Origin of the sequence: Rhodococcus sp. KRD175 (assembly GCF_017168275.1) — a bacterium.
Taxonomy (GTDB): Bacteria; Actinomycetota; Actinomycetes; order Mycobacteriales; family Mycobacteriaceae; genus Rhodococcoides; species Rhodococcoides fascians.
Genome location: NZ_JABFAQ010000007.1, coordinates 277,831 through 295,683, shown reverse-complemented (window position 1 = coordinate 295,683; position 17,853 = coordinate 277,831). Strand labels below are relative to the sequence as shown.

Here is a 17,853-nt window from a genome sequence, read left to right as displayed (position 1 = left end):
TCGTGGCCGGCCGAATTCCTGAACGTGACATTGCCGCCATTCGCGAACGCACACGGATCGAAGACATAGTCGGCGACTACGTCTCGCTCAAGCGCGCGGGCGGCGACTCCATGAAGGGGTTGTGTCCCTTCCACGACGAGAAGTCTCCGTCGTTCCATGTTCGGCCCAATCACGGCCATTACCACTGCTTCGGCTGCGGCGAAGGTGGTGATGCCTACTCGTTCCTCCAGAAGATCGAGCACATTTCGTTCGTCGAGGCCGTCGAGCAACTCGCCGATCGGCTGAACTACTCGATCTCCTACGAGGGCGGAGGGCCATCGGTCCAACGTGACCGCGGGACCCGAGCGCGCCTGATCGCCGCGAACGCGGCGGCTCAGGAGTTCTACGCAGGTCGGCTCAGCGGGCCCGATGCCCAGGCCGCCCGGGACTACCTGACCGAACGCAACTTCGACGGCCACGCCGCACTGGCCTACGGCTGCGGATACGCACCCGACGGCTGGGACACCCTCACCAAACACTTGCTGGGCAAGGGCTTCGAAGCCAAGGAGATCGTCGACGCCGGCCTGGCGACCCCGGGCAAGCGCGGCACACCCATCGACCGATTCCGGCGCCGGTTGGTGTGGCCGATTCGCAGTCAGAGCGGCGACGTCATCGGCTTCGGCGCACGCAAGCTGTTCGACGACGACACGATGCCCGGAAAGTACATCAACACTCCGGAAACGATGCTGTACAAGAAGTCTCAAGTGTTGTTCGGGCTCGACCTGGCACGCAAGGAGATCGCGAAGTCGCATCAGGCCGTCATCGTCGAGGGCTACACCGACGTCATGGCGATGCACCTCGCCGGCGTCAAGACCGCGGTGGCGTCCTGTGGCACCGCGTTCGGCGAAGACCACCTCGCGATGCTGCGCCGACTGATGATGGACGACAGCTACTTTCGCGGTGAGGTGATCTACACCTTCGACGGTGACGACGCCGGCCAGGCCGCGGCCATGAAGGCGTTCGAGGGGGATCAGAAGATCGCCGGGCAGACCTTCGTCGCCGTCGCACCCGACGGAATGGACCCGTGCGACCTGCGCCTGAAATCCGGTGACAACGCTGTTCGCGATCTCGTGGCCCGGCGGACCCCGATGTTTGCCTTCGTCGTCAAATCGCTGCTGCGAGAGCATGATCTGGACACGCCCGAGGGGCGCGTCGAAGCCCTCAAACGCACTGTTCCCGTCGTTGCACGGATCAAGGACGCCTCACTGCGCGACGAGTACGCCAGGCAGCTCGCCGGATGGACCGGCTGGGACGACACTGCGATGGTGCTCGCGCGCGTGCGCGACGAGGCGAAGAAGGGTGCCCGAGGCGACACCAGCGGCAAACGCGTGCCCTTCGAGAAGCGTCAGGCAGCGCCGACGGAAGCCCCGGCCGGGCCGCCGCGTCCGAACCCCACCGATCCGACGCTGTGGCCGCAACGAGAGGCCCTCAAAGCGGTGCTGCAGATGCCCGCGGTCGCCGGCACCGTCTTCGATTCGCTACCGCCCGAGAGCTTCCACCATCCGGCGTACGCAGCGGTGCGCGATGCTGTGGCCGCGGCCGGCGGCACTGCCGCGGGCCTGGGCGGTGGGGAGTGGGTCGACGCAGTGGCCAAGCAGGCCAAGGACGCAGTGGTGGTGTCGTTGGTGACGGAGCTGGCCGTCGACCCGATGCGCGTGGCCGACGACGCTCTGACACGCTACATCTCCGGTGTGCTCGCCCGGCTCCAAGAGGTGTGGGTGGGCCAACAGGTCGCCGAACTGAAGTCCAAGCTGCAGCGCATGTCGCCCGCCGAGAAGCCGGACGACTACAACGCCCTGTTCGGTGATCTCATCGCCCTCGAGCAGTACCGCCGCAGCCTGCTCGAACTCGCCGTGGGAAGCGTCGCCGAGGTCGGTTAGCGCCGCAGCTGATCGCGCGGGACGAAAACCTGGTCTTCGTCGTCGACCGGCTTCATCGGCTCGAGTCTCGGCTGCGTGTTCAGAGAGTCGGACAACTTCTGACGGCCGAACTCGATGGCCTTCTTGGTGGCCGGGCTCGACGCGACGGCGCTGGCCGTCTTACGAATCTGCTCGTACCGGCCCCGTCCGGCCTTGGCTCCCAGTACATATGCAGCTCCAGCCGCCAGTACCAAACGAATCATCAGTGGGTCCTTCCGTAGAGCGTGCGGCCGTTCTTCCATCTTGCCCGACGAACCTCGAGCAGGGCGATTCGGTACACAGCGGAAGCTGTTCCGGCGCTCACGTGGGCCCGATTTGGTACTCACAAGGGGGTGTGCGCTATTGTTTCCAACGGCTCGCACGAGAGTGTGACGCCGCAAGGTAATCCCCCATAGCTCAATTGGCAGAGCATTCGACTGTTAATCGAAGGGTTCCTGGTTCGAGTCCAGGTGGGGGAGCGCAGTCCCCGTCCGGCTTGTCCGGGCGGGGATTTTTGCTGTCCGGGGTCGCTCGCCCGTGACCGGATCGGTCGGCGAGAACGTACCGCACATGTGGTACCGAGAGTCCCGGACAGCTATCAGATCGTGACCGAATCTTCTGTATATCGATCGAATGAATCAGGTCGTCGGATGCCAGTTTTGTCGGTGTCTCGCGACATACTGTTCGTGCGATCCGGGACGCTCGGAAGTGCTGGAAAAAGACGGATCGGTCGGGTTCTAAGGGGCTTTGAAGTGAGTTTGAGTTACGCATCCACCGTTCCACGCCAGCTCGTGCATCGGCGCTCTCCGGCGGACGTGCTGTTGACCGACTACGAGACGGTCGACGGTACGCATCGTGCGGCGGTACAGCTGCCGACGTCGCATCGCATGTTCGTACCGGTACGTCGCACCCACGATTCGTTGATGATCGCCGAGGCGCTACGGCAGGCAGTGAGCCTGTTCTGTCACGTCGAACACGACGTCCCACTCGACCACGTGGTCTACATCGAGCACTTCCGGTTCGACATTCTCGACCTGCTGTCGGTCGACAACATCGACGATTCGCTTGTCGCCGAGTCGATCACGACCGACCGCACATTCGAGGACGAGTCGCTGGACAACCTGAAGCTGTCAGCTCGACTGCTCAACCGCGGTCAGGTCGTCGCCTCCGGAACGGCGTCCGTGCGTCCCATCGGACCGGACGTCTACTCCAAGGTCCGCAAGCCGACCATGGCCGACCCACACTTTCGGTACCTTCCCGCCGGAACCGAGGTGGTAGAACCGGCCGGAGTCGGCCGTCTCGACCCCTCAGATGTCGTACTGGCTCGTCATACCTCGGACGGGACGCTCGTGGTGGCTCCGGATCCGCGGAACCTGGCGATGTTCGATCATTCGGTGGAATACCTACCGGGCGTCACCATGCTCGAAGCCGCCCGTCAGGCGTTGCGTTCGGCCACCGGTTGCGTGGACCTGGATTTCACGTCCCTCGAGGTCAGGTTCTTGGGGTTCGCCGAATGGGCCAACCCGTGCACGGTCATCGTCGACAGCGACACGACCGACGGCATTCACCGCATTCAGTTCGAGCACGACGGGGTCGTGCTCTCGGCGATGTCCGTCACGGCGACACCCGAACCGTGGCTACCGCTCAGCGATCGTTCCAGTCGATGAGCGGTGCATCGGCTACCGCTCGTATCCGGGCCAGTCGCCGGCGAGGGGCGATCGACGGTAGCAACAGGTGCCACATCTCGGTCATCCGAAGCTGGAGGTCGGCGCGTCCGGTGAGCATCTCCGAGACGGTCTGAACTCCCGTGAACGATGCAACGATCATCCTGGCGAGTGCGGCCGTGTCCACGTCGTCGACGATGTCGCCTTCGGTCCGGGCGCGCTCGGTCAACTTCGCGATCATTCCGATCCAGTCGTCGAACGATTGCGCATTCGGATTCTGAGCCGTCGTCGATTCCAACGTCAACCGCATGCCGCCACGTGCGATGGGGTCGGTCTGCAGCTGACGCGCCAACTCCTTGGTGATCAGGATCAGGGCATCGATGGCCTTCGGTGTGCTTTCGATGATGGTGACGGTGGCAGCGGTGGCAAGAGCCATCTGTGCCTCGATCACGGCCTGCGCCAGATCTTCCTTCGACGAGAAGTGGAAGTACATCGCACCCTTGCTGACGCCGGCGTTGGCGATGATGGTGCTCAGACTGGCTGTGCCGTAGCCGAACTTGTCGAAGCTCGATGCGGCTCCCACGAGTACGGCCTGCCTGGTCGATTCTGCGCGCTCTTGCATCGGTAGACAATAGCTGGTACCCGCTTTCGCGGCACTCTCCCAGTCAAAAGACGGCAATTCACCGAAAATCGGTGTCGATGCCCAAGGGGCGAACCGTGCGGGCCTGCTCGAATGGTGATGGGGAATGACGGTGAGCGTGCAAATTGATGGCACGCTCATCACATGGTCAACAAGAGCGCGGGCATTCTGCTGTTTCGGGTGAACGCCGACGTGGTGGAGGTTCTGATCGCCCATCCCGGCGGCCCGTTCTGGGCGCGGAAGGACGACGGTGCGTGGTCGATAGTGAAGGGGCAGTTCACCGAGGCCGAAGACCCGTGGGCGGCGGCTCAGCGTGAATTCCGAGAGGAAGTCGGCATCGAGGTGCCTGCGGGCAACCCCATCGAGCTCGGCACCGTCACACAGCGCGGCGGGAAGATCGTCACCGCGTTCGGGATCGAGTCCGACCTCGATGTCTCCACTGCGATGAGCAACACATTCGAGATCGAGTGGCCGCCGAAATCCGGGAAGATGCAATCGTTTCCCGAGGTAGACCGCATCGAATGGTTTCCTGTGTCGCTGGCGAGGACAAAGCTGCTGGCCGCGCAGCACCCATTTCTCGACGCAGTGGAGGCCATTGTGGAGTCGCGCTAGTTTCGGCGTCGAATCCCGGGGTATCCGGCGGCCGGAAACGACGGCCGCGGATGCAGGGTGGGAAGTGGAACATGACACCGATGGAGACGACCGACGCCGACACGGCTCGCGTGGAAACAGCTCTGCTGGAAGGTCAGTGGGCAGGTCGAATCGTGGCCTCGGGGTTCGTGGCTCTGGCCACCGGCCTGTCCTGGGTGTTCGCCGCGTCCGCCATGATCGGCTAGCAATACCAGACCGTTCGGTCGATACTGCTCAGCGACTACTACGAAGGGCAGTGCAGTGACCGACGGTATTGCGTCAGCGACCCCACCGGCGATCGAGGTACCCAAGCGCGCCTGGCAAGCCCTGGTGGTTCTGTTGCTCGGGATGTTCATGGCCCTGCTCGACACCACCATCGTCAACGTCGCATTGCCGACGATCAGCACGACGCTGGAGGCGTCGGAATCCGTTCTGTCGTGGATCATCTCGGGCTACGCGCTCGCGTTCGGTCTCGCCCTGATTCCGGCGGGCAAGGTCGGGGATCGGATCGGGCACAAGTGGGTGTTCTTCACCGGCCTCGCTCTGTTCACGGTGGCCAGCTTCGCCTGCGGACTCGCTCAGGACGATCTGCAGTTGGTGGTTGCCCGAGTGGTTCAGGGTCTGGCAGGCGGAATGTTCGTGCCCGCTGTCACAGCGTTCATCCAACTGCTGTTTCCAGGTCCTGTGCGCGGCAAGGCATTTGCGATCATGGGTGCGGTCATCGGAGTGTCGACTGCGTTGGGGCCGATCGTCGGCGGGTTGATCATCCAGGCTTTCGGTGAGGAGAACGGCTGGCGGTTGGTCTTCTGGGTCAACCTGCCGATCGGCATCGTCGGTCTGATCGCGGCGGCGGTTCTGCTGCCGAAGAAGGATGAATCCGAGCCGACTGCAAGGCCGGGCATCGACTGGCTCGGGTTGGTGCTGATCTCCGCCGGCCTCATCGCGCTGCTCGTACCGCTGATCGAAGGCCAGGAGCTCGGATGGCCGTTGTGGACCTACGTGACCATTGCTGCAGGCGTGGGCCTGATTGCAGTGTTCGGCTGGTGGGAGGTGATCCACACCGGTCGTGGACACAATCCGCTCGTGCCGCCGCGACTGTTCACCCGACCGGCATTCACCGGCGGTGTGATTCTCGCGCTGGTGTACTTCGCGGCGTTCACCAGCATCTTCTTCACCATCTCGTTGTTGTGGCAGACCGGGCTCGGCAATACGGCCCTCTCGTCCGGGTTGGTCTCGATACCGTTCGCGATCGGCAGCATCATCGCGTCCTCGCAGAGCAACAAGCTCACGATCCGACTCGGCCGCACCGTATTGATCCTCGGCGCATCGCTGGTGTCGATCGGCTTGATCTGGCTGTGGATCATCTTGGCGACCAGTTCCGCCGACACCATCTCCCATTGGACTCTGCTGGTCCCGCTGTTCATCGCGGGCTTGGGCAACGGCGCGTTCATCGCTCCCAACGCGCAGTTCATCGTCGCAACCGTCGACCGCGACGACGCAGGAGCCGCGAGCGGCGTCATCTCGACGATGCAGCGCGTCGGCTCCGCAATCGGTATCGCAGTCATCGGTAGTGTGCTGTTCGGCTCACTCACCATCACCGGCCCCGATACCGTGGGATCCGGCTTCCTGCACGGTGCCGCCATGGCCATGGCCGTCAGTGCCGCGTTCAGCGTCGTTGCGTTGGCGTTGGTGTTCGCTCTACCGAAGAAGGTGCAGAGCGGTCACTGATCTCGGCTCGTTCAGCTCGACAGGCCCTTGCCGTGCCGCTGGACGACCGTCGATGCGAGATCGGCGATCTTGACGTTCAGATCCTGCGACGATTTGCGGAGCAGTGCGAACGCTTCTTCGTCGGATACTTTGTGCAACGCCATGATGAGGCCGATCGCCTTGCCGATCTCACGGTTGCTCTCGAGGCCGTCGCGCAAGGTCGATGCCTCTTGGCCGTTCAGCATCGCCCCGACCGTCACAGAAGTGAACGCAGTCAGGATGACGGCTTTGTCGGCGGTGTCGGCATCGAAGGCACCCGCGGTGTCGGTGAACAGGTTGAGAGCACCCACCTTCTGCTCGTCGACCTTGAGGCGGAACCCCATCGCTCCCCGGACCGGCGTGCGGTTCAGGACACCCCGAGCCATTGCGGGCCACTGGGTGGGGCTGCTGAAATCCGGCTCGAGTTGGACGGCCTCGGTGGTCAGCGCATCCAAGCACGGTCCCTGACCTGTGGCGCGTTCGATGTCGTCGACGACGCGTGCCACGTCATCCGAGGCCGCGACGGTGACGGCCTTTCCGTGGCGCAACAACATGAGACTCGCGTGATCGCAGTGAGGGACAACCATCGTCGCGGCGTTGCAGATAGCGGTGTAGACCTCTTCTGCGCTACTGCCGCGATACACGATGTCGGCCAGAGCGGCGAATACAGTTGCCGGGTCGGTCGACGGAGCGTCGAACTGTTCGTCGTCGGTCATTGCTTCTCCCGTCGTGTGGCGCATGCCGGGCAAACCGGTTGCGCAGCACATCAACCGTACCGCCCTGCGCCGGGGTCCCTGCACCAACGGGCTGGCAGTAGCCTCATGTCGTGAGCAATGCGCAGGAATCTACGGGATTCGAGTACGGCCACGACGGCCCGAAGTCCATCGTGGTGGGCGTCGACGGCTCGGATTCGTCCTGGCGGGCCGCCGCATACGCCGGAGGACTGGCCCGTAGGCAACAATCGCTTCTGGTGCTGGTCTACGTGCAGCCCATCGCCACCGCGTCGTGGGGCCAGGCGGGGATCTCGATGGTGGAAACGGGCCGACAGATCGCCGACGAACTCCTCGACTACATCAGAACCTCGGTGGCCCGCTTCGGGGAGCGAGAGCAGGTTCGCTGGGAATTCCGCACTGCGCAGGGTGATCCTTACAACGGACTCGTCGCGGTTGCCGATGGACTCCGCACCGACGCCGTCGTGGTGGGGGCCTCCGAACGCGCCGGGCACCGATTGGCGGGATCTGTGGCAGTGCGACTGGTCAAGGCGGGCCGCTGGCCGGTCACAGTGGTGCCATGAAGGCTCGAATTCCAACCAGTCCGCGGTTTTCCCTGTAAAAATAGGCAGTCACCTCGTCGGATGCGAGGCGCATGTGGTGCGGTTCTCGGATTCGGGGAGTTCCATGGCTGGTCTGTCGCGTCGTCAATTCGTCACTCGGGTGGGCACTCTCGCCGCGGCATGGGGAATCGCACCGCAGGTTCTGGGCCACGTCCTTGTCGCTCGGGCGCAGCCGGCGTCAGGAGAGACCGATGTCGGCGGAACGCTGGCGCAGACCATCCTGAGATCGTCGACCGGCCCCGGTCGGTACCGGGTGCTCGCTGCGGGGCCGGGGGAGCCCTACGTCCCTCGCCTCGACATCCTCGGGCGGGCACCCAGCGCGTCTCGGGTGCAGGCCAGACGCTCGTTGCTCTACTTGGGGCACCTGTCGGACATGCATGTCATCGATGCGCAATCGCCCGGCCGGATCGAGCCCATGATCGTCTCCGACCATGCCGCATGGGGCTCGGCCTTCCACCCGCAGGACCCGCTGACCGTGCACGTCACCGCCGCGATGGTGAAGGCATTTGCGGATGCGCGAATCAGTTCGGTCACCGGCGCTCCCATGGGAGCCGCGGTTGTCACCGGTGACAGCGCCGACATGCATTCTCATCTCGAACTTCGTTGGTACATAGACGTTCTCGACGGCGTCGCGGTCCGGCCTACGAGTGGCGCATCCGACGTCTTCGAGGGCGTGCAAGCGTGGCCCGAGGCGCAGTGGGCGTATCGGCCGGGCGATCCGTCGGGAGGGTCGTTCGGGGACTACGGATTTCCGACGCTTCCCGATCTGTTGACGCAGGCGATGTCGGGGACCGTCGAATCGGTGGGGCTACCCGTCCCGTGGTATTCCGTCTACGGCAATCACGACACGTTGTTGCTCGGCACGTTCGATCTCTCCTCTCAGCTGCATGCCCTCGCGGTCGGGGGACAGAAGGCGTACACACTCGAAGCGACGGCCACGTCGGCATTGGCCGGGTACGCATCGACGGGTAGTCCGCTGCAGAGGATGGTCGATGCGCTCGGGGTCGGATCCGGCGCCCGGCCCGGGTTTCGGGCAGTGTCGGCGGATCCGGCTCGGTATCTCTTCGAGCAGCGTGAGTTCATGCAAGAGCACTTCGAGACGACTCCCACCCCAGGGCCGATCGGGCACGGTTTCACCCAGCACAACCTCGACTCGGGTGAAACCTGGTGGGCGGCGGACCCGACTCCGAACGTTCGCACGTTCGGACTCGACACGTGCAACGCCGTCGCCGGCCCCGACGGGGCGGTGCCCGAGGACCAGTTCGACTGGCTCACTCAGCAATTGGAGAAGGCACAGGCCGAACGCAAGCTCGTCCTGATCTACACCCACCACAACAGCCTGACCCTGGAGAACCGTGCACAGCGGCCGGGACAGTCGGTGAAGCTGTACGGCGCAGACGAATTCATCGATCTGCTTCTGAAATATCCTGTGGTGATCGGTTGGCTCAACGGTCACACCCACCAGAATCAAATCGTGGCGCATTCGCGAGACGGACGAGGGTTCTGGGAGATCACCACCGCGTCGTAAATCGACTTTCCGCAGCAACAGCAGGTGGTGGAGATCGTCGACAACAGAGACGAGACATTGTCGCTGTTCACCACGGTGCTCGATCACGCGTCGCCGATCACGCCCGGAAACAGTGGCAGCTACCTGGACCTCGCCTCGCGTAGTCGTGAGTTGGCTGCGAACGACTGGGCCGAGAATCCGCTGATGCGACGAGGTTCGCGCCTCGACCGCAACACCGAACTCCTGCTGCCCGCGCCGTTCGACCTGAGCGCCATCACCGACGCCGCTCTGGAACAGCAACATCTCGACGAGCACGCCAGACTGATTGCGTACGAGACGAGGCAGGGGCGATGAACGGTGTTCGTAGGCAGCTCTTCACGGTGGTGATGGTGCTGGCCTGCGCGGGGTGCTCGCAGACCGCTGCGCTCGCCCCGGTCGGGGGAGCGGAACTCGGTAACCTCCGCTACGCGGTGAACGACGTGCTGTTCGAGCAAGGAATCGAGATCCTCGTTGCGCCCGTGTGCTCGGGCACCGGGGCGGACATCGAATGTGCCGGGACGACAACCGGTAACGAGACGATCACCGGTACGGCCACGTCCGACGATGCCAGTACCGTCGAAGTGAAGGTCGGCCTGACCGTTCTCTACTCGGGTTCGGTGCAGGACGTGCTCGATCGCAATTCGACGGTCGGTGCGCCGTGAAAGGGGTGCTGCTGCTCGCATCGGTGGCGACTGTCTCGGCTCTGATTCAGGCGCTGACCGTGGTGGGGGATCCGGCTCCGACGTCCTCCCTCGGATTCGCTGCGCTGGTCGTCGTTTCCGCCGCAACGGTGATGTGTGCGCTGTGGTTCACCGCCTCGACGGCACTCGATGTGGTGGACGGCAACGCGTCGGGTGCACTGAGCCGGACGTGGCGACGACCGCGGGTACTGGCGTGGTGCGTGGTGCTGACCGTGGCGGCCGTTGCGTTCGCAATTCTCTTCCCCCTGCTCCCGGCTATTGTCATAGTCATTGCGCTGCTGATACTTCCAGCGGCAGTGGACGGTTGCCGAAACCCTCTGCGCGCTGCACTACACACCGTGAAGCAATCCCCGTGGCGCTGTACCGCAGCGGCGGTCATCACGATCCTCGCCTACCTACTCGGCTGGGTGGTGGCACTCGTGCTGGGATTCTTCGTCACCGGCGTGGTGGCGGCATTCCTGACGTGGCTGTGGTTCGGGGCCAATGCTGCTGCACTGCTGGTGTATTGGTCGGCTTTGTATCGGAGAGCAACCGCTGTGACGATAAAGGTAGTATGCCACCGCGCTTCATAGTTCCTTGGTTGCGTAGTGAAGGATCGCTCGATTTGCTCAGGAAGTTGAAACGTGAAGTGAACACCCTTTCTGCGACGCTGTACCCGCCCCTGTGTTGGCACCGTCCGCAATGACGGATTCCTTCTTGTCGGACACTCGCGCTAGCCTCCACGAAAGTGAACTCGGCCCCGGGGGAGTAATAGAATGATGAACGTCGAATCCGCGCAAACCAGTCTCAAAGGGTTGGTCCAGGACTTCTTCGAAACTACATGGGCACGCCTCATCGATATGTCGTTCTTGCTTCTCGTTTCCACGTGGGTGTGGTGTGCTGGTGTGTCAGCGATCCTCAACGAGTCGGGGTTCCCAAGGCCCATCGATTGGTATCGAGGACCTGTAGAATCGATGGGTTGGCAAATGCCGACCTGGATCGTATCCCTCTCGGACTGGCGGAGCCCCGAGGGAATGTGGTGGCCACAAGCTGCGGTCTTGGGAGTCGCTATCGCGTGTTCTCTTCGGGCCCGTACTTCAGTCGCACCAGGATATCGGTTGTCAGCACTGGTTCTGCTCGTGGCATCTTGTCAATGGTTTGGGGTGAAAAGCACGTTTGCGGGCTTTGTCTTAACTTCTGCATTTTTAACGCTTATGGCTTTGATCAGAAGCGGAATCGACCAGCGCTTCGGTGAACGCGACAACGCGACATATTCGTACTTGCCGAATATCGTTCTCCGAGTCTTCGTATACGGGCCACTTTTGGTCCTGGTATTGCCATTCTTCGCGCCGGTACTGGCGCTGGTCGCTGCTCTACGGTCGTTTGCTTTCGATAACCGCGACTTCATAGAGCCGAGTGAGCTTGCAACCGTGACAGCAGTTGTCGACGGATGTCCCTCGGGTGAGGGGACAGCAGCCCAAATGTCAACACGGCGTTTAGCGCTGCTCCTGACCGCCGCGCAGTTGGCAGCGGCTGCCGAGAGCGGCACTAGATCTAAGATTGCGCAAGCGGTGGAAAGAAGTTTGCAGAGTCGGTGATCGGCTGAGTAAACCCGGCTTCGCCCTGGCGACGGCCGCTAGTTGAGCTCCAGGGGCCGTCTGACGACCCGGCATCTAGACAATGTCAGAAGTCTTGGTGGGGCGGGCGGGGCTCGAACCCGCGACCAATGGATTATGAGTCCACGGCTCTAACCGACTGAGCTACCGCCCCAATCCCGTACCAGGTACGAGCCAGCAGAATCGTACAGAATCACGCCGTCTCATGGTTCCATCGGGGGCGCTACTTGGCCCTCACCTGCACCGGAACGCCGTTGAGAATCGCGTTCGCCGAGACCGCGTCGACTCGGGCGGGGTCGGTGATGTCGTTGACGCTCGGTCCGGTGACAGTGGTGGCGACCGAGAGCTGCACGCCCGGGCGCTGATGACCGAATCCGTGCGGCATGCTCACCACCCCGGGCATCATCTTTTCGGACGCCGCAACCTCGATGTCGACGGTACCGGCCGCGGAAGTGACCGACACCATCGAACCGTCCTCGATCCCGCGCTGGAGGAGATCGTTCGGGTGGGCCAGAAGCTGATGTCGCGCTTTGCCTTTGGTGAGCCGAGCGGTGTTGTGCATCCACGAGTTGTTGCTGCGTAGATGTCGTCGACCGATCAGCAGGAGCTCGTCGTCCTTGGGAACCGCGCTCGAGTGCATCAGGTCCACCAGGGCAGGCAGTTCACCGACCACGACGTCCTGGATCAATTGAATGCGCTTGTCCTTGGTCTTCAGCTTCTGGGGAAAGCCCGGACGCAGCGGTCCCAGATCGATGCCGTGCGGGTTGGCTCGAAGCTTCCTCAGCGACAACCCTTTTCGTCGGCTACGGAGCAGGATGTCGAGAGTGCGAGCAGGGGACAGGCGCAGACGGGCCTCGCCGATGACGCTCTTCGGCGTCAATCGTGCCTTCAGTCGATCGACGGTGGAGCCTGCCATGCGGTTCTTGTAGCGCAGTGACAAGTCGCGGAAGATCTCCCAATCGTGCTTGGCGTCAGTCTGTTTGGGTAGAACTGCGGGCATGTACTTGGCAGTGTTGTGTACCGCGAAAGAATTGAAGATCAGATCGTAGTGATCGCGTTCGAGGGACATCGTCGGCGGCAGAATCACGTGTGCGTGCCGCGAGGTCTCGTTGATGTAGAAGTCGAACGACACCATGAAATCGAGACCGGCGAAGGCCTCGTCGAGGCGACTACCGCCGGGCATCGACAGCACCGGATTGCCGGACAGGACGGCCATGGCACGAATCTGGTCCTTGCTCTCGGTGGTGATCTCGTCGACGAGCGTCGAACAGGGATACTCGCCGGCGAACTCGGGGAGATCGCGAACGCGGCTGCGCCACTTGTCGAAATGGCCACGACCGACGATGCCCTGCGAGATCAGATCGATCGCCGGATCGGTCACCATCGCACCGCCCGGTCGGTCGAGATTGCCCGTGATGATGTTGAGTACCTGGATCGCCCACTGGCACACCGTGCCGAACTGCTGCGTCGACACTCCCATCCTGCCGTACGCCACAGCAGACTTCGCCGCAGCGAAGTCCCGTGCGAGAGAAGAGATGTCGTCTGCCGACATGCCGACGATCGGTGCCACCGCCGTCGGCGTGAATTCGGCGACGAGATCGGCAAGTCGATCGGTACCATCGACGTAGTCGGCGACACGGACGGAGCCGTCGGCGACGATCGTGTGAATCATCGCCAGCAACAGCAGCGCGTCGCTACCGGGACGAACGAAGAAGTGGGTGTCGGCAATATCCGCCGTTTCGGTCTTACGTGGATCGACCACTACCAGTCGGCCACCCCGCTTACGGAGTGCGCGTGCTCTTTTGGCGAAGTCGGGCACCGTCATCATGCTGCCGTTGGAGGCCATCGGATTGCCGCCGAGGACGAGGAAGAAATCGGTTCGATCGATATCCGGAATGGGCAGCAGGAGCTGGTGGCCGTAGAGCAGATGGTCGACGAGCTGGTGCGGCAACTGATCCAAGGACGTCGCCGAGTACCGATTGCGGGTGCGCAGCAGCGACGTGAACGGAATGCCGTGGGTCATCGCACCCATCGAGTGCACGTTGGGATTGCCCTGATACAGCCCGACAGCATTGGATCCGTAATTCTTCCGCGTCGAGACAAGGCCATCGACGACGAGGTCGTACGCTTCCGCCCAGCCGATCTTCTCCCACTTCTCACCCACCCGCTTGACCGGTGTGGTGAGCCGATCGGTGTCGGCATGAAGGTCGATCAACGACAGAGCCTTGGGGCAGATGTGGCCCCGGGAGAGTGGGTCCTTCTCGTCGCCGCGGATCGAGACCACCGTCTTGTTCTCCACCGTGAATTCGAGACCACAGATCGCCTCGCACAGATTGCACGATCCATACACAACCGACATCGCATTTCTCCCATTCCTGTCGTCCGAGACTAGCCCGGCAGGGGACCGATCCACGGGCATCGGCAGACAATTAGGCTCTGGAGTCGTGACTACCCTCGATCTCACTGCCTCGTGGCCCGTCGACCATGTCAGTGCCGCCGTCGTCACCGACGCCGGAGTGCGGGAGGAGGTGGGGGACACCGCGCGCGTCTTCGAGCTGGCGTCGGTCACCAAATTGCTCACCGCCTACGCGGTGCTTGTTGCCGTGGAGGAAGGTGCCGTCGAGCTCGACCAGCCCGCAGGGCCGGAGGGGTCGACTGTGCGGCATCTGCTGGCGCATGCCTCGGGACTGGCGTTCGGCGAGCGGAAGGTGCAGGCTCCGGCCGGCACCAAGAGGATCTACTCGAGCGCGGGATTCGAGGTCTTGGCCGAACTCATCGAAGCAGAGTCGGGAATCACCTTTCCCGACTACCTGGATGAGGCAGTCTGCGGACCGCTCGGGATGGTCGACACGTCGTTGCCCGGGTCGGCCGGTCACGGTGCCCGTTCGTCCGTTGCAGACCTGACCAAGTTTGCCGCGGAACTGTTGCAGCCGAGTCTCCTCGCGCCGCAGACATTCTCTTCGGCCGTCGACGTGCAATTTCCCGGACTGAACGGAATCGTGCCCGGGTACGGATCGCACAAGCCCTGCGACTGGGGTCTGGGGTTCGAGCTGCGCGATGACAAGACCCCGCACTGGACTGGGAGTAACAACTCGAGGGCAACGTTCGGCCACTTCGGACAGGCCGGGACGTTCCTGTGGGTGGACCCGTCGGTGAGGATCGCGTGCGTGGTGCTGACCGATCGAAACTTCGGAGATTGGGCCAAACCGCTCTGGCCCGAGCTCTCCGACGCCGTCCTGGCCGGGTGAAACACCACCGTTCACAGATTGCACTGGCGCAACAGGGGCAACTCGGGGCACACTAGTACACACACGCGTTGAATCGCTGCAACCAGTTCGAGCATGTCGAGGTCGTTGGGGAAGACGTCCCTCGTCGAAGCTGGAGGTAGTGCAATGCGTGGATCGAACCAATTCGCAGATGCGACGTCGGGTGTTGTGTACATCCACTCGTCGCCCGCTGCGCTGTGCCCGCATGTCGAATGGGCGTTATCCGACGCCCTCGATTGCCGTGCCAATTTGAAGTGGTCCGCGCAGCCGGCATCCGACGGACAGCTGCGCGCCACCACGGACTGGATCGGGCCCGTAGGCACCGGAGCGAAGCTCGCCGGCATCCTGCGCTCCTGGCAGATGCTGCGCTACGAGGTGACCGAAGACGCCAGCGAAGGCGTCGACGGCGAACGGTTCTCGCACGTACCCGGATTGGGTCTCTGGCGCGGATCGACGAGTGCCAACGGGGACGTGGTGCTCGGCGAGATGCGACTGCGCGCCCTGATGGAGAACAACCAAGGCAACCTCGCCGCCGCAGTGGAGCACGCGCTCGGCTCGGATTGGGATGCCGCACTCGAGCCGTTCCGCACCGGAGGCGCAGGAGCAGAAGTGACCTGGCTCAGCCGCAACGTCGGCTAGCAGCGGTTGCCGGGGATTCGTCGCGGCGGTAGTTTCGCGTTCGTGCCTGGGGTAGGCATGTGGGAACGACCGTGGAGTGGTGAGTTCGATGTTGTCGACCGGAAAAGTGATTCGATTCGACGAGTTCAAGGGGTACGGATTCGTAGCGCCGGACGAGGGCGGCGAGGACGTGTTCATCCACGTCAACGATCTGGACTTCGACAAACGACTGTTGGCACCGGGAGTACGCGTCGAATACGTTGCCGTAGACGGTGACCGTGGTCTGAAGGCCACCGAGGTCCAGATCATCGACGGGCCGACGTCGACCGCTCTGGTTACCCGTCACAAACCCGACGTCCCATTTCACAACACCGCACCCGTCAGTGGTCACCAGCGCCACGACGACGCAGGCGCGGACGTCCTGTCCGAGGCGGACTTCACCACAGAGCTGACCGAACAACTACTGACGTCGAACGGCACGCTCACGGCTGCGCAGATACTCGACGTGCGATCGGCCGTAGTTCGACTGGCCCACGATCACCGATGGATCCAGGGCTGACCGACCTCGATCGACCTCGTTCGCCCGTCCCCGGTGTGAATCAATGTGGCTTTCTTGCACATGGAGTGCCTGAAAGGCGCATTGATCCCAACCGGGGTGGGTTCTTTTCGCGGGCGGCGTGAGAGGTGTATATAAGAGAGGGGGGCAGGGCTGACGGACCGCAGTAGGTAGTGGTCGGGTCGGTCAGAGCGGGATGTTCTTGTGATTTCCGCGAGCCGCAGGTGCTGCGGCGAGAGCCTTGGCAACCGTGCTTCGGGTCTTGCTGGGCTCGATGACCTCGTCGACCACGCCGATGGCCACTGCGCGATCGACACCGCCTGCGATGCTCTCGTGCTCGACGGTGAGGCGGTCGTGCAGTGCCTCACGCTCTTCCTCGGGTGCGGCGGCGAGCGCCTTCTTGTGCAGGATGCCGACGGCCGCTTTCGCGCCCATCACGGCCACCTCGGAGCCGGGCCAGGCATAGACCGCAGTGGCACCGAGTGCGCGGGCATTCATGGCGATGTACGCGCCGCCGTAGATCTTGCGAGTGACCAGCGTGACGCGGGGGACGGTGGCCTCGGCGAACGCGTGCAGCAACTTCGCTCCGCGGCGAACGACGCCTTCCCATTCCATGCTGACGCCCGGCAGGTAGCCCGGAACATCGACGACCACGATGAGCGGAATACCGAAGGCATCGCACAGACGAACGAAACGCGCTGCCTTCTCGGCACTTTCGGAGTTCAGGCAGCCGCCGAGTCGGATGGGGTTGTTGGCGATCACGCCGACGGTGCGGCCGCTGATACGGCCGAGACCGATGACGATGCTGCGAGCCCAGCCGCCCTGGAACTCCTCGAACGTCGATTCACCTTCGACGTTGTCGAGCAATTCGTGAATGATCGGGTGCACGTCGTAGGCACGACGGTTGGATTCGGGCATCAGTGCGCGTAGATCGGTGTCGCCGTGTTCTGCGGCGGCGATGTCGAACTCGCCCTGCTCGCAGAACATCGACACCAGACGGCGGGCGCGGGTGAACGCGTCCATCTCGCTGTCGGCGACGATGTGGCAGACCCCGGACTTCTTGTGGTGCGTGTCGGGGCCGCCGAGCGACTCCATATCGACCTGTTCGCCGGTGACGCTGCGAACGACGTCGGGTCCGGTGACGAATACGCGTCCCTCGGGAGCCATGATGACGACGTCGGTCAAGGCGGGACCGTACGCTGCACCACCGGCTGCGAAACCGAGGACGACGGAAATCTGTGGGACGAGGCCGGACGCTCGCACCATGGCCTCGAAGACGAGTCCGACGGCATGGAGAGCCTCGACGCCCTCGGCGAGGCGAGCACCACCCGAGTGCCAGACGCCGACGATCGGGGCGCGCTGTTCGATGGCGGTGTCGATCGCGGCAACGATGTGCTTGCAGCCGTCCACCCCCATGGCACCGCCCATGACGGTGGCGTCGGAGCAGTAGGCGATGGTGTGGACGCCGTCGATTTCGCCCGATGCGGCCAGAATTCCCGACTTGTCCCGATCATGCAGGGGGACAGTGGTTCCGGCGTCGAAGAGCTTTTCGAGGCGGGTCAGGGGGTCGCGCGGATCGGTAGAGGTGCCGGATCGTGTGACAGGGGCCAGAATGGTCATC

Annotated in this window: 19 protein-coding genes and 2 tRNA genes; 15 read left to right on the top strand and 6 right to left on the bottom strand. The window is 63.3% G+C overall.

Going from position 1 to position 17,853, the window contains the following annotated elements; all coding sequences use genetic code 11:
- The first annotated feature begins 2 nt into the window (after window positions 1-2).
- Window positions 3-1,919, top strand: a complete 1,917-nt coding sequence (dnaG, locus tag J1M81_RS13625; protein ID WP_027497480.1) for a DNA primase — start codon at window positions 3-5, stop codon at window positions 1,917-1,919.
- Here dnaG and J1M81_RS13620 read toward each other — a convergent pair.
- Window positions 1,916-2,161, bottom strand: a complete 246-nt coding sequence (locus J1M81_RS13620; protein ID WP_206498201.1) for a hypothetical protein — start codon at window positions 2,159-2,161, stop codon at window positions 1,916-1,918. The two genes, dnaG and J1M81_RS13620, sit on opposite strands and share 4 nt — an antisense overlap.
- A gap of 182 nt (window positions 2,162-2,343) precedes the next feature.
- On the opposite strand from J1M81_RS13620, the gene J1M81_RS13615 reads away from it, so the two are divergent.
- Together J1M81_RS13615 and J1M81_RS13610 are read left to right on the top strand one after the other, a co-directional pair.
- Window positions 2,344-2,416: transfer RNA gene (locus J1M81_RS13615), tRNA-Asn, on the top strand.
- A gap of 273 nt (window positions 2,417-2,689) precedes the next feature.
- The gene (locus J1M81_RS13610) at window positions 2,690-3,604 is read left to right on the top strand and encodes an AfsA-related hotdog domain-containing protein (RefSeq protein ID WP_206498200.1); all 915 of its coding nucleotides are present in this window, start codon (window positions 2,690-2,692) and stop codon (window positions 3,602-3,604) included.
- Here J1M81_RS13610 and J1M81_RS13605 read toward each other — a convergent pair.
- Window positions 3,582-4,223, bottom strand: coding sequence for a ScbR family autoregulator-binding transcription factor (locus tag J1M81_RS13605; RefSeq protein ID WP_027497477.1), 642 nt, complete (start codon window positions 4,221-4,223; stop codon window positions 3,582-3,584). The genes J1M81_RS13610 and J1M81_RS13605 overlap by 23 nt on opposite strands.
- Before the next feature lie 162 nt (window positions 4,224-4,385).
- Here J1M81_RS13605 and J1M81_RS13600 point away from each other — a divergent pair, with 162 nt between their 5' ends.
- The 3 genes from J1M81_RS13600 to J1M81_RS13590 all read left to right on the top strand — a co-directional run bounded on the left by J1M81_RS13600 (window position 4,386) and on the right by J1M81_RS13590 (window position 6,599).
- Window positions 4,386-4,853 (top strand): NUDIX domain-containing protein, encoded by a 468-nt coding sequence (locus J1M81_RS13600; protein WP_167327871.1) that lies wholly within the window; start codon window positions 4,386-4,388, stop codon window positions 4,851-4,853.
- 71 nt (window positions 4,854-4,924) lie between these two features.
- Window positions 4,925-5,077: a hypothetical protein gene (locus tag J1M81_RS13595; protein WP_167327872.1), complete on the top strand. Its 153-nt coding sequence runs from the start codon at window positions 4,925-4,927 to the stop codon at window positions 5,075-5,077.
- A gap of 55 nt (window positions 5,078-5,132) precedes the next feature.
- Window positions 5,133-6,599, top strand: a complete 1,467-nt coding sequence (locus J1M81_RS13590; RefSeq protein ID WP_204878792.1) for an MFS transporter — start codon at window positions 5,133-5,135, stop codon at window positions 6,597-6,599.
- Between the two features lie 11 nt (window positions 6,600-6,610).
- On the opposite strand, the gene J1M81_RS13585 is transcribed toward J1M81_RS13590, so the two are convergent.
- Window positions 6,611-7,333, bottom strand: a complete 723-nt coding sequence (locus J1M81_RS13585; RefSeq protein WP_027497474.1) for a GAF and ANTAR domain-containing protein — start codon at window positions 7,331-7,333, stop codon at window positions 6,611-6,613.
- Window positions 7,334-7,443: 110 nt separating this feature from the next.
- On the opposite strand from J1M81_RS13585, the gene J1M81_RS13580 reads away from it, so the two are divergent.
- From J1M81_RS13580 to J1M81_RS13560, 6 genes are all read left to right on the top strand, one after another.
- Complete coding sequence (locus tag J1M81_RS13580) at window positions 7,444-7,911, top strand: universal stress protein (RefSeq protein WP_027497473.1); 468 nt, start codon at window positions 7,444-7,446, stop codon at window positions 7,909-7,911.
- A gap of 103 nt (window positions 7,912-8,014) precedes the next feature.
- The gene (locus J1M81_RS13575) at window positions 8,015-9,478 is read left to right on the top strand and encodes a metallophosphoesterase (protein WP_230593417.1); all 1,464 of its coding nucleotides are present in this window, start codon (window positions 8,015-8,017) and stop codon (window positions 9,476-9,478) included.
- A 24-nt stretch (window positions 9,479-9,502) separates the two neighbouring features.
- Complete coding sequence (locus J1M81_RS26360) at window positions 9,503-9,811, top strand: hypothetical protein (RefSeq protein WP_241258035.1); 309 nt, start codon at window positions 9,503-9,505, stop codon at window positions 9,809-9,811.
- Complete coding sequence (locus tag J1M81_RS13570; protein ID WP_032390971.1) at window positions 9,808-10,158, top strand: hypothetical protein; 351 nt, start codon at window positions 9,808-9,810, stop codon at window positions 10,156-10,158. The genes J1M81_RS26360 and J1M81_RS13570 overlap by 4 nt, the downstream gene beginning before the upstream one ends.
- Window positions 10,155-10,769 carry an EI24 domain-containing protein gene (locus tag J1M81_RS13565; RefSeq protein ID WP_155288646.1) on the top strand — a complete coding sequence of 205 codons (615 nt, stop codon included), beginning with the start codon at window positions 10,155-10,157 and terminating at the stop codon, window positions 10,767-10,769. Before J1M81_RS13570 ends, J1M81_RS13565 begins: the two co-directional genes overlap by 4 nt.
- 183 nt (window positions 10,770-10,952) lie before the next feature.
- Complete coding sequence (locus tag J1M81_RS13560; protein WP_206498199.1) at window positions 10,953-11,774, top strand: hypothetical protein; 822 nt, start codon at window positions 10,953-10,955, stop codon at window positions 11,772-11,774.
- Window positions 11,775-11,869: 95 nt separating this feature from the next.
- On the opposite strand, the gene J1M81_RS13555 is transcribed toward J1M81_RS13560, so the two are convergent.
- Together J1M81_RS13555 and J1M81_RS13550 are read right to left on the bottom strand one after the other, a co-directional pair.
- Window positions 11,870-11,946, bottom strand: a tRNA-Ile gene (locus J1M81_RS13555).
- Between the two features lie 69 nt (window positions 11,947-12,015).
- On the bottom strand, window positions 12,016-14,151 hold the full coding sequence (locus tag J1M81_RS13550; protein ID WP_206498198.1) for a molybdopterin-dependent oxidoreductase: 2,136 nt from the start codon (window positions 14,149-14,151) through the stop codon (window positions 12,016-12,018).
- A gap of 85 nt (window positions 14,152-14,236) precedes the next feature.
- Here J1M81_RS13550 and J1M81_RS13545 point away from each other — a divergent pair, with 85 nt between their 5' ends.
- From J1M81_RS13545 to J1M81_RS13535, 3 genes are all read left to right on the top strand, one after another.
- Window positions 14,237-15,040 carry a serine hydrolase gene (locus J1M81_RS13545; protein WP_032399941.1) on the top strand — a complete coding sequence of 268 codons (804 nt, stop codon included), beginning with the start codon at window positions 14,237-14,239 and terminating at the stop codon, window positions 15,038-15,040.
- 144 nt (window positions 15,041-15,184) lie between these two features.
- On the top strand, window positions 15,185-15,697 hold the full coding sequence (locus J1M81_RS13540; RefSeq protein WP_032368158.1) for a DUF3145 domain-containing protein: 513 nt from the start codon (window positions 15,185-15,187) through the stop codon (window positions 15,695-15,697).
- Between the two features lie 88 nt (window positions 15,698-15,785).
- Entirely contained in the window at window positions 15,786-16,235 is a 450-nt protein-coding gene (locus tag J1M81_RS13535) for a cold-shock protein (RefSeq protein WP_032368157.1), read from the top strand.
- Between the two features lie 183 nt (window positions 16,236-16,418).
- Here J1M81_RS13535 and J1M81_RS13530 read toward each other — a convergent pair whose 3' ends face one another.
- Window positions 16,419-17,852: an acyl-CoA carboxylase subunit beta gene (locus J1M81_RS13530; RefSeq protein WP_206498197.1), complete on the bottom strand. Its 1,434-nt coding sequence runs from the start codon at window positions 17,850-17,852 to the stop codon at window positions 16,419-16,421.
- Window position 17,853 lies beyond the last annotated feature (1 nt).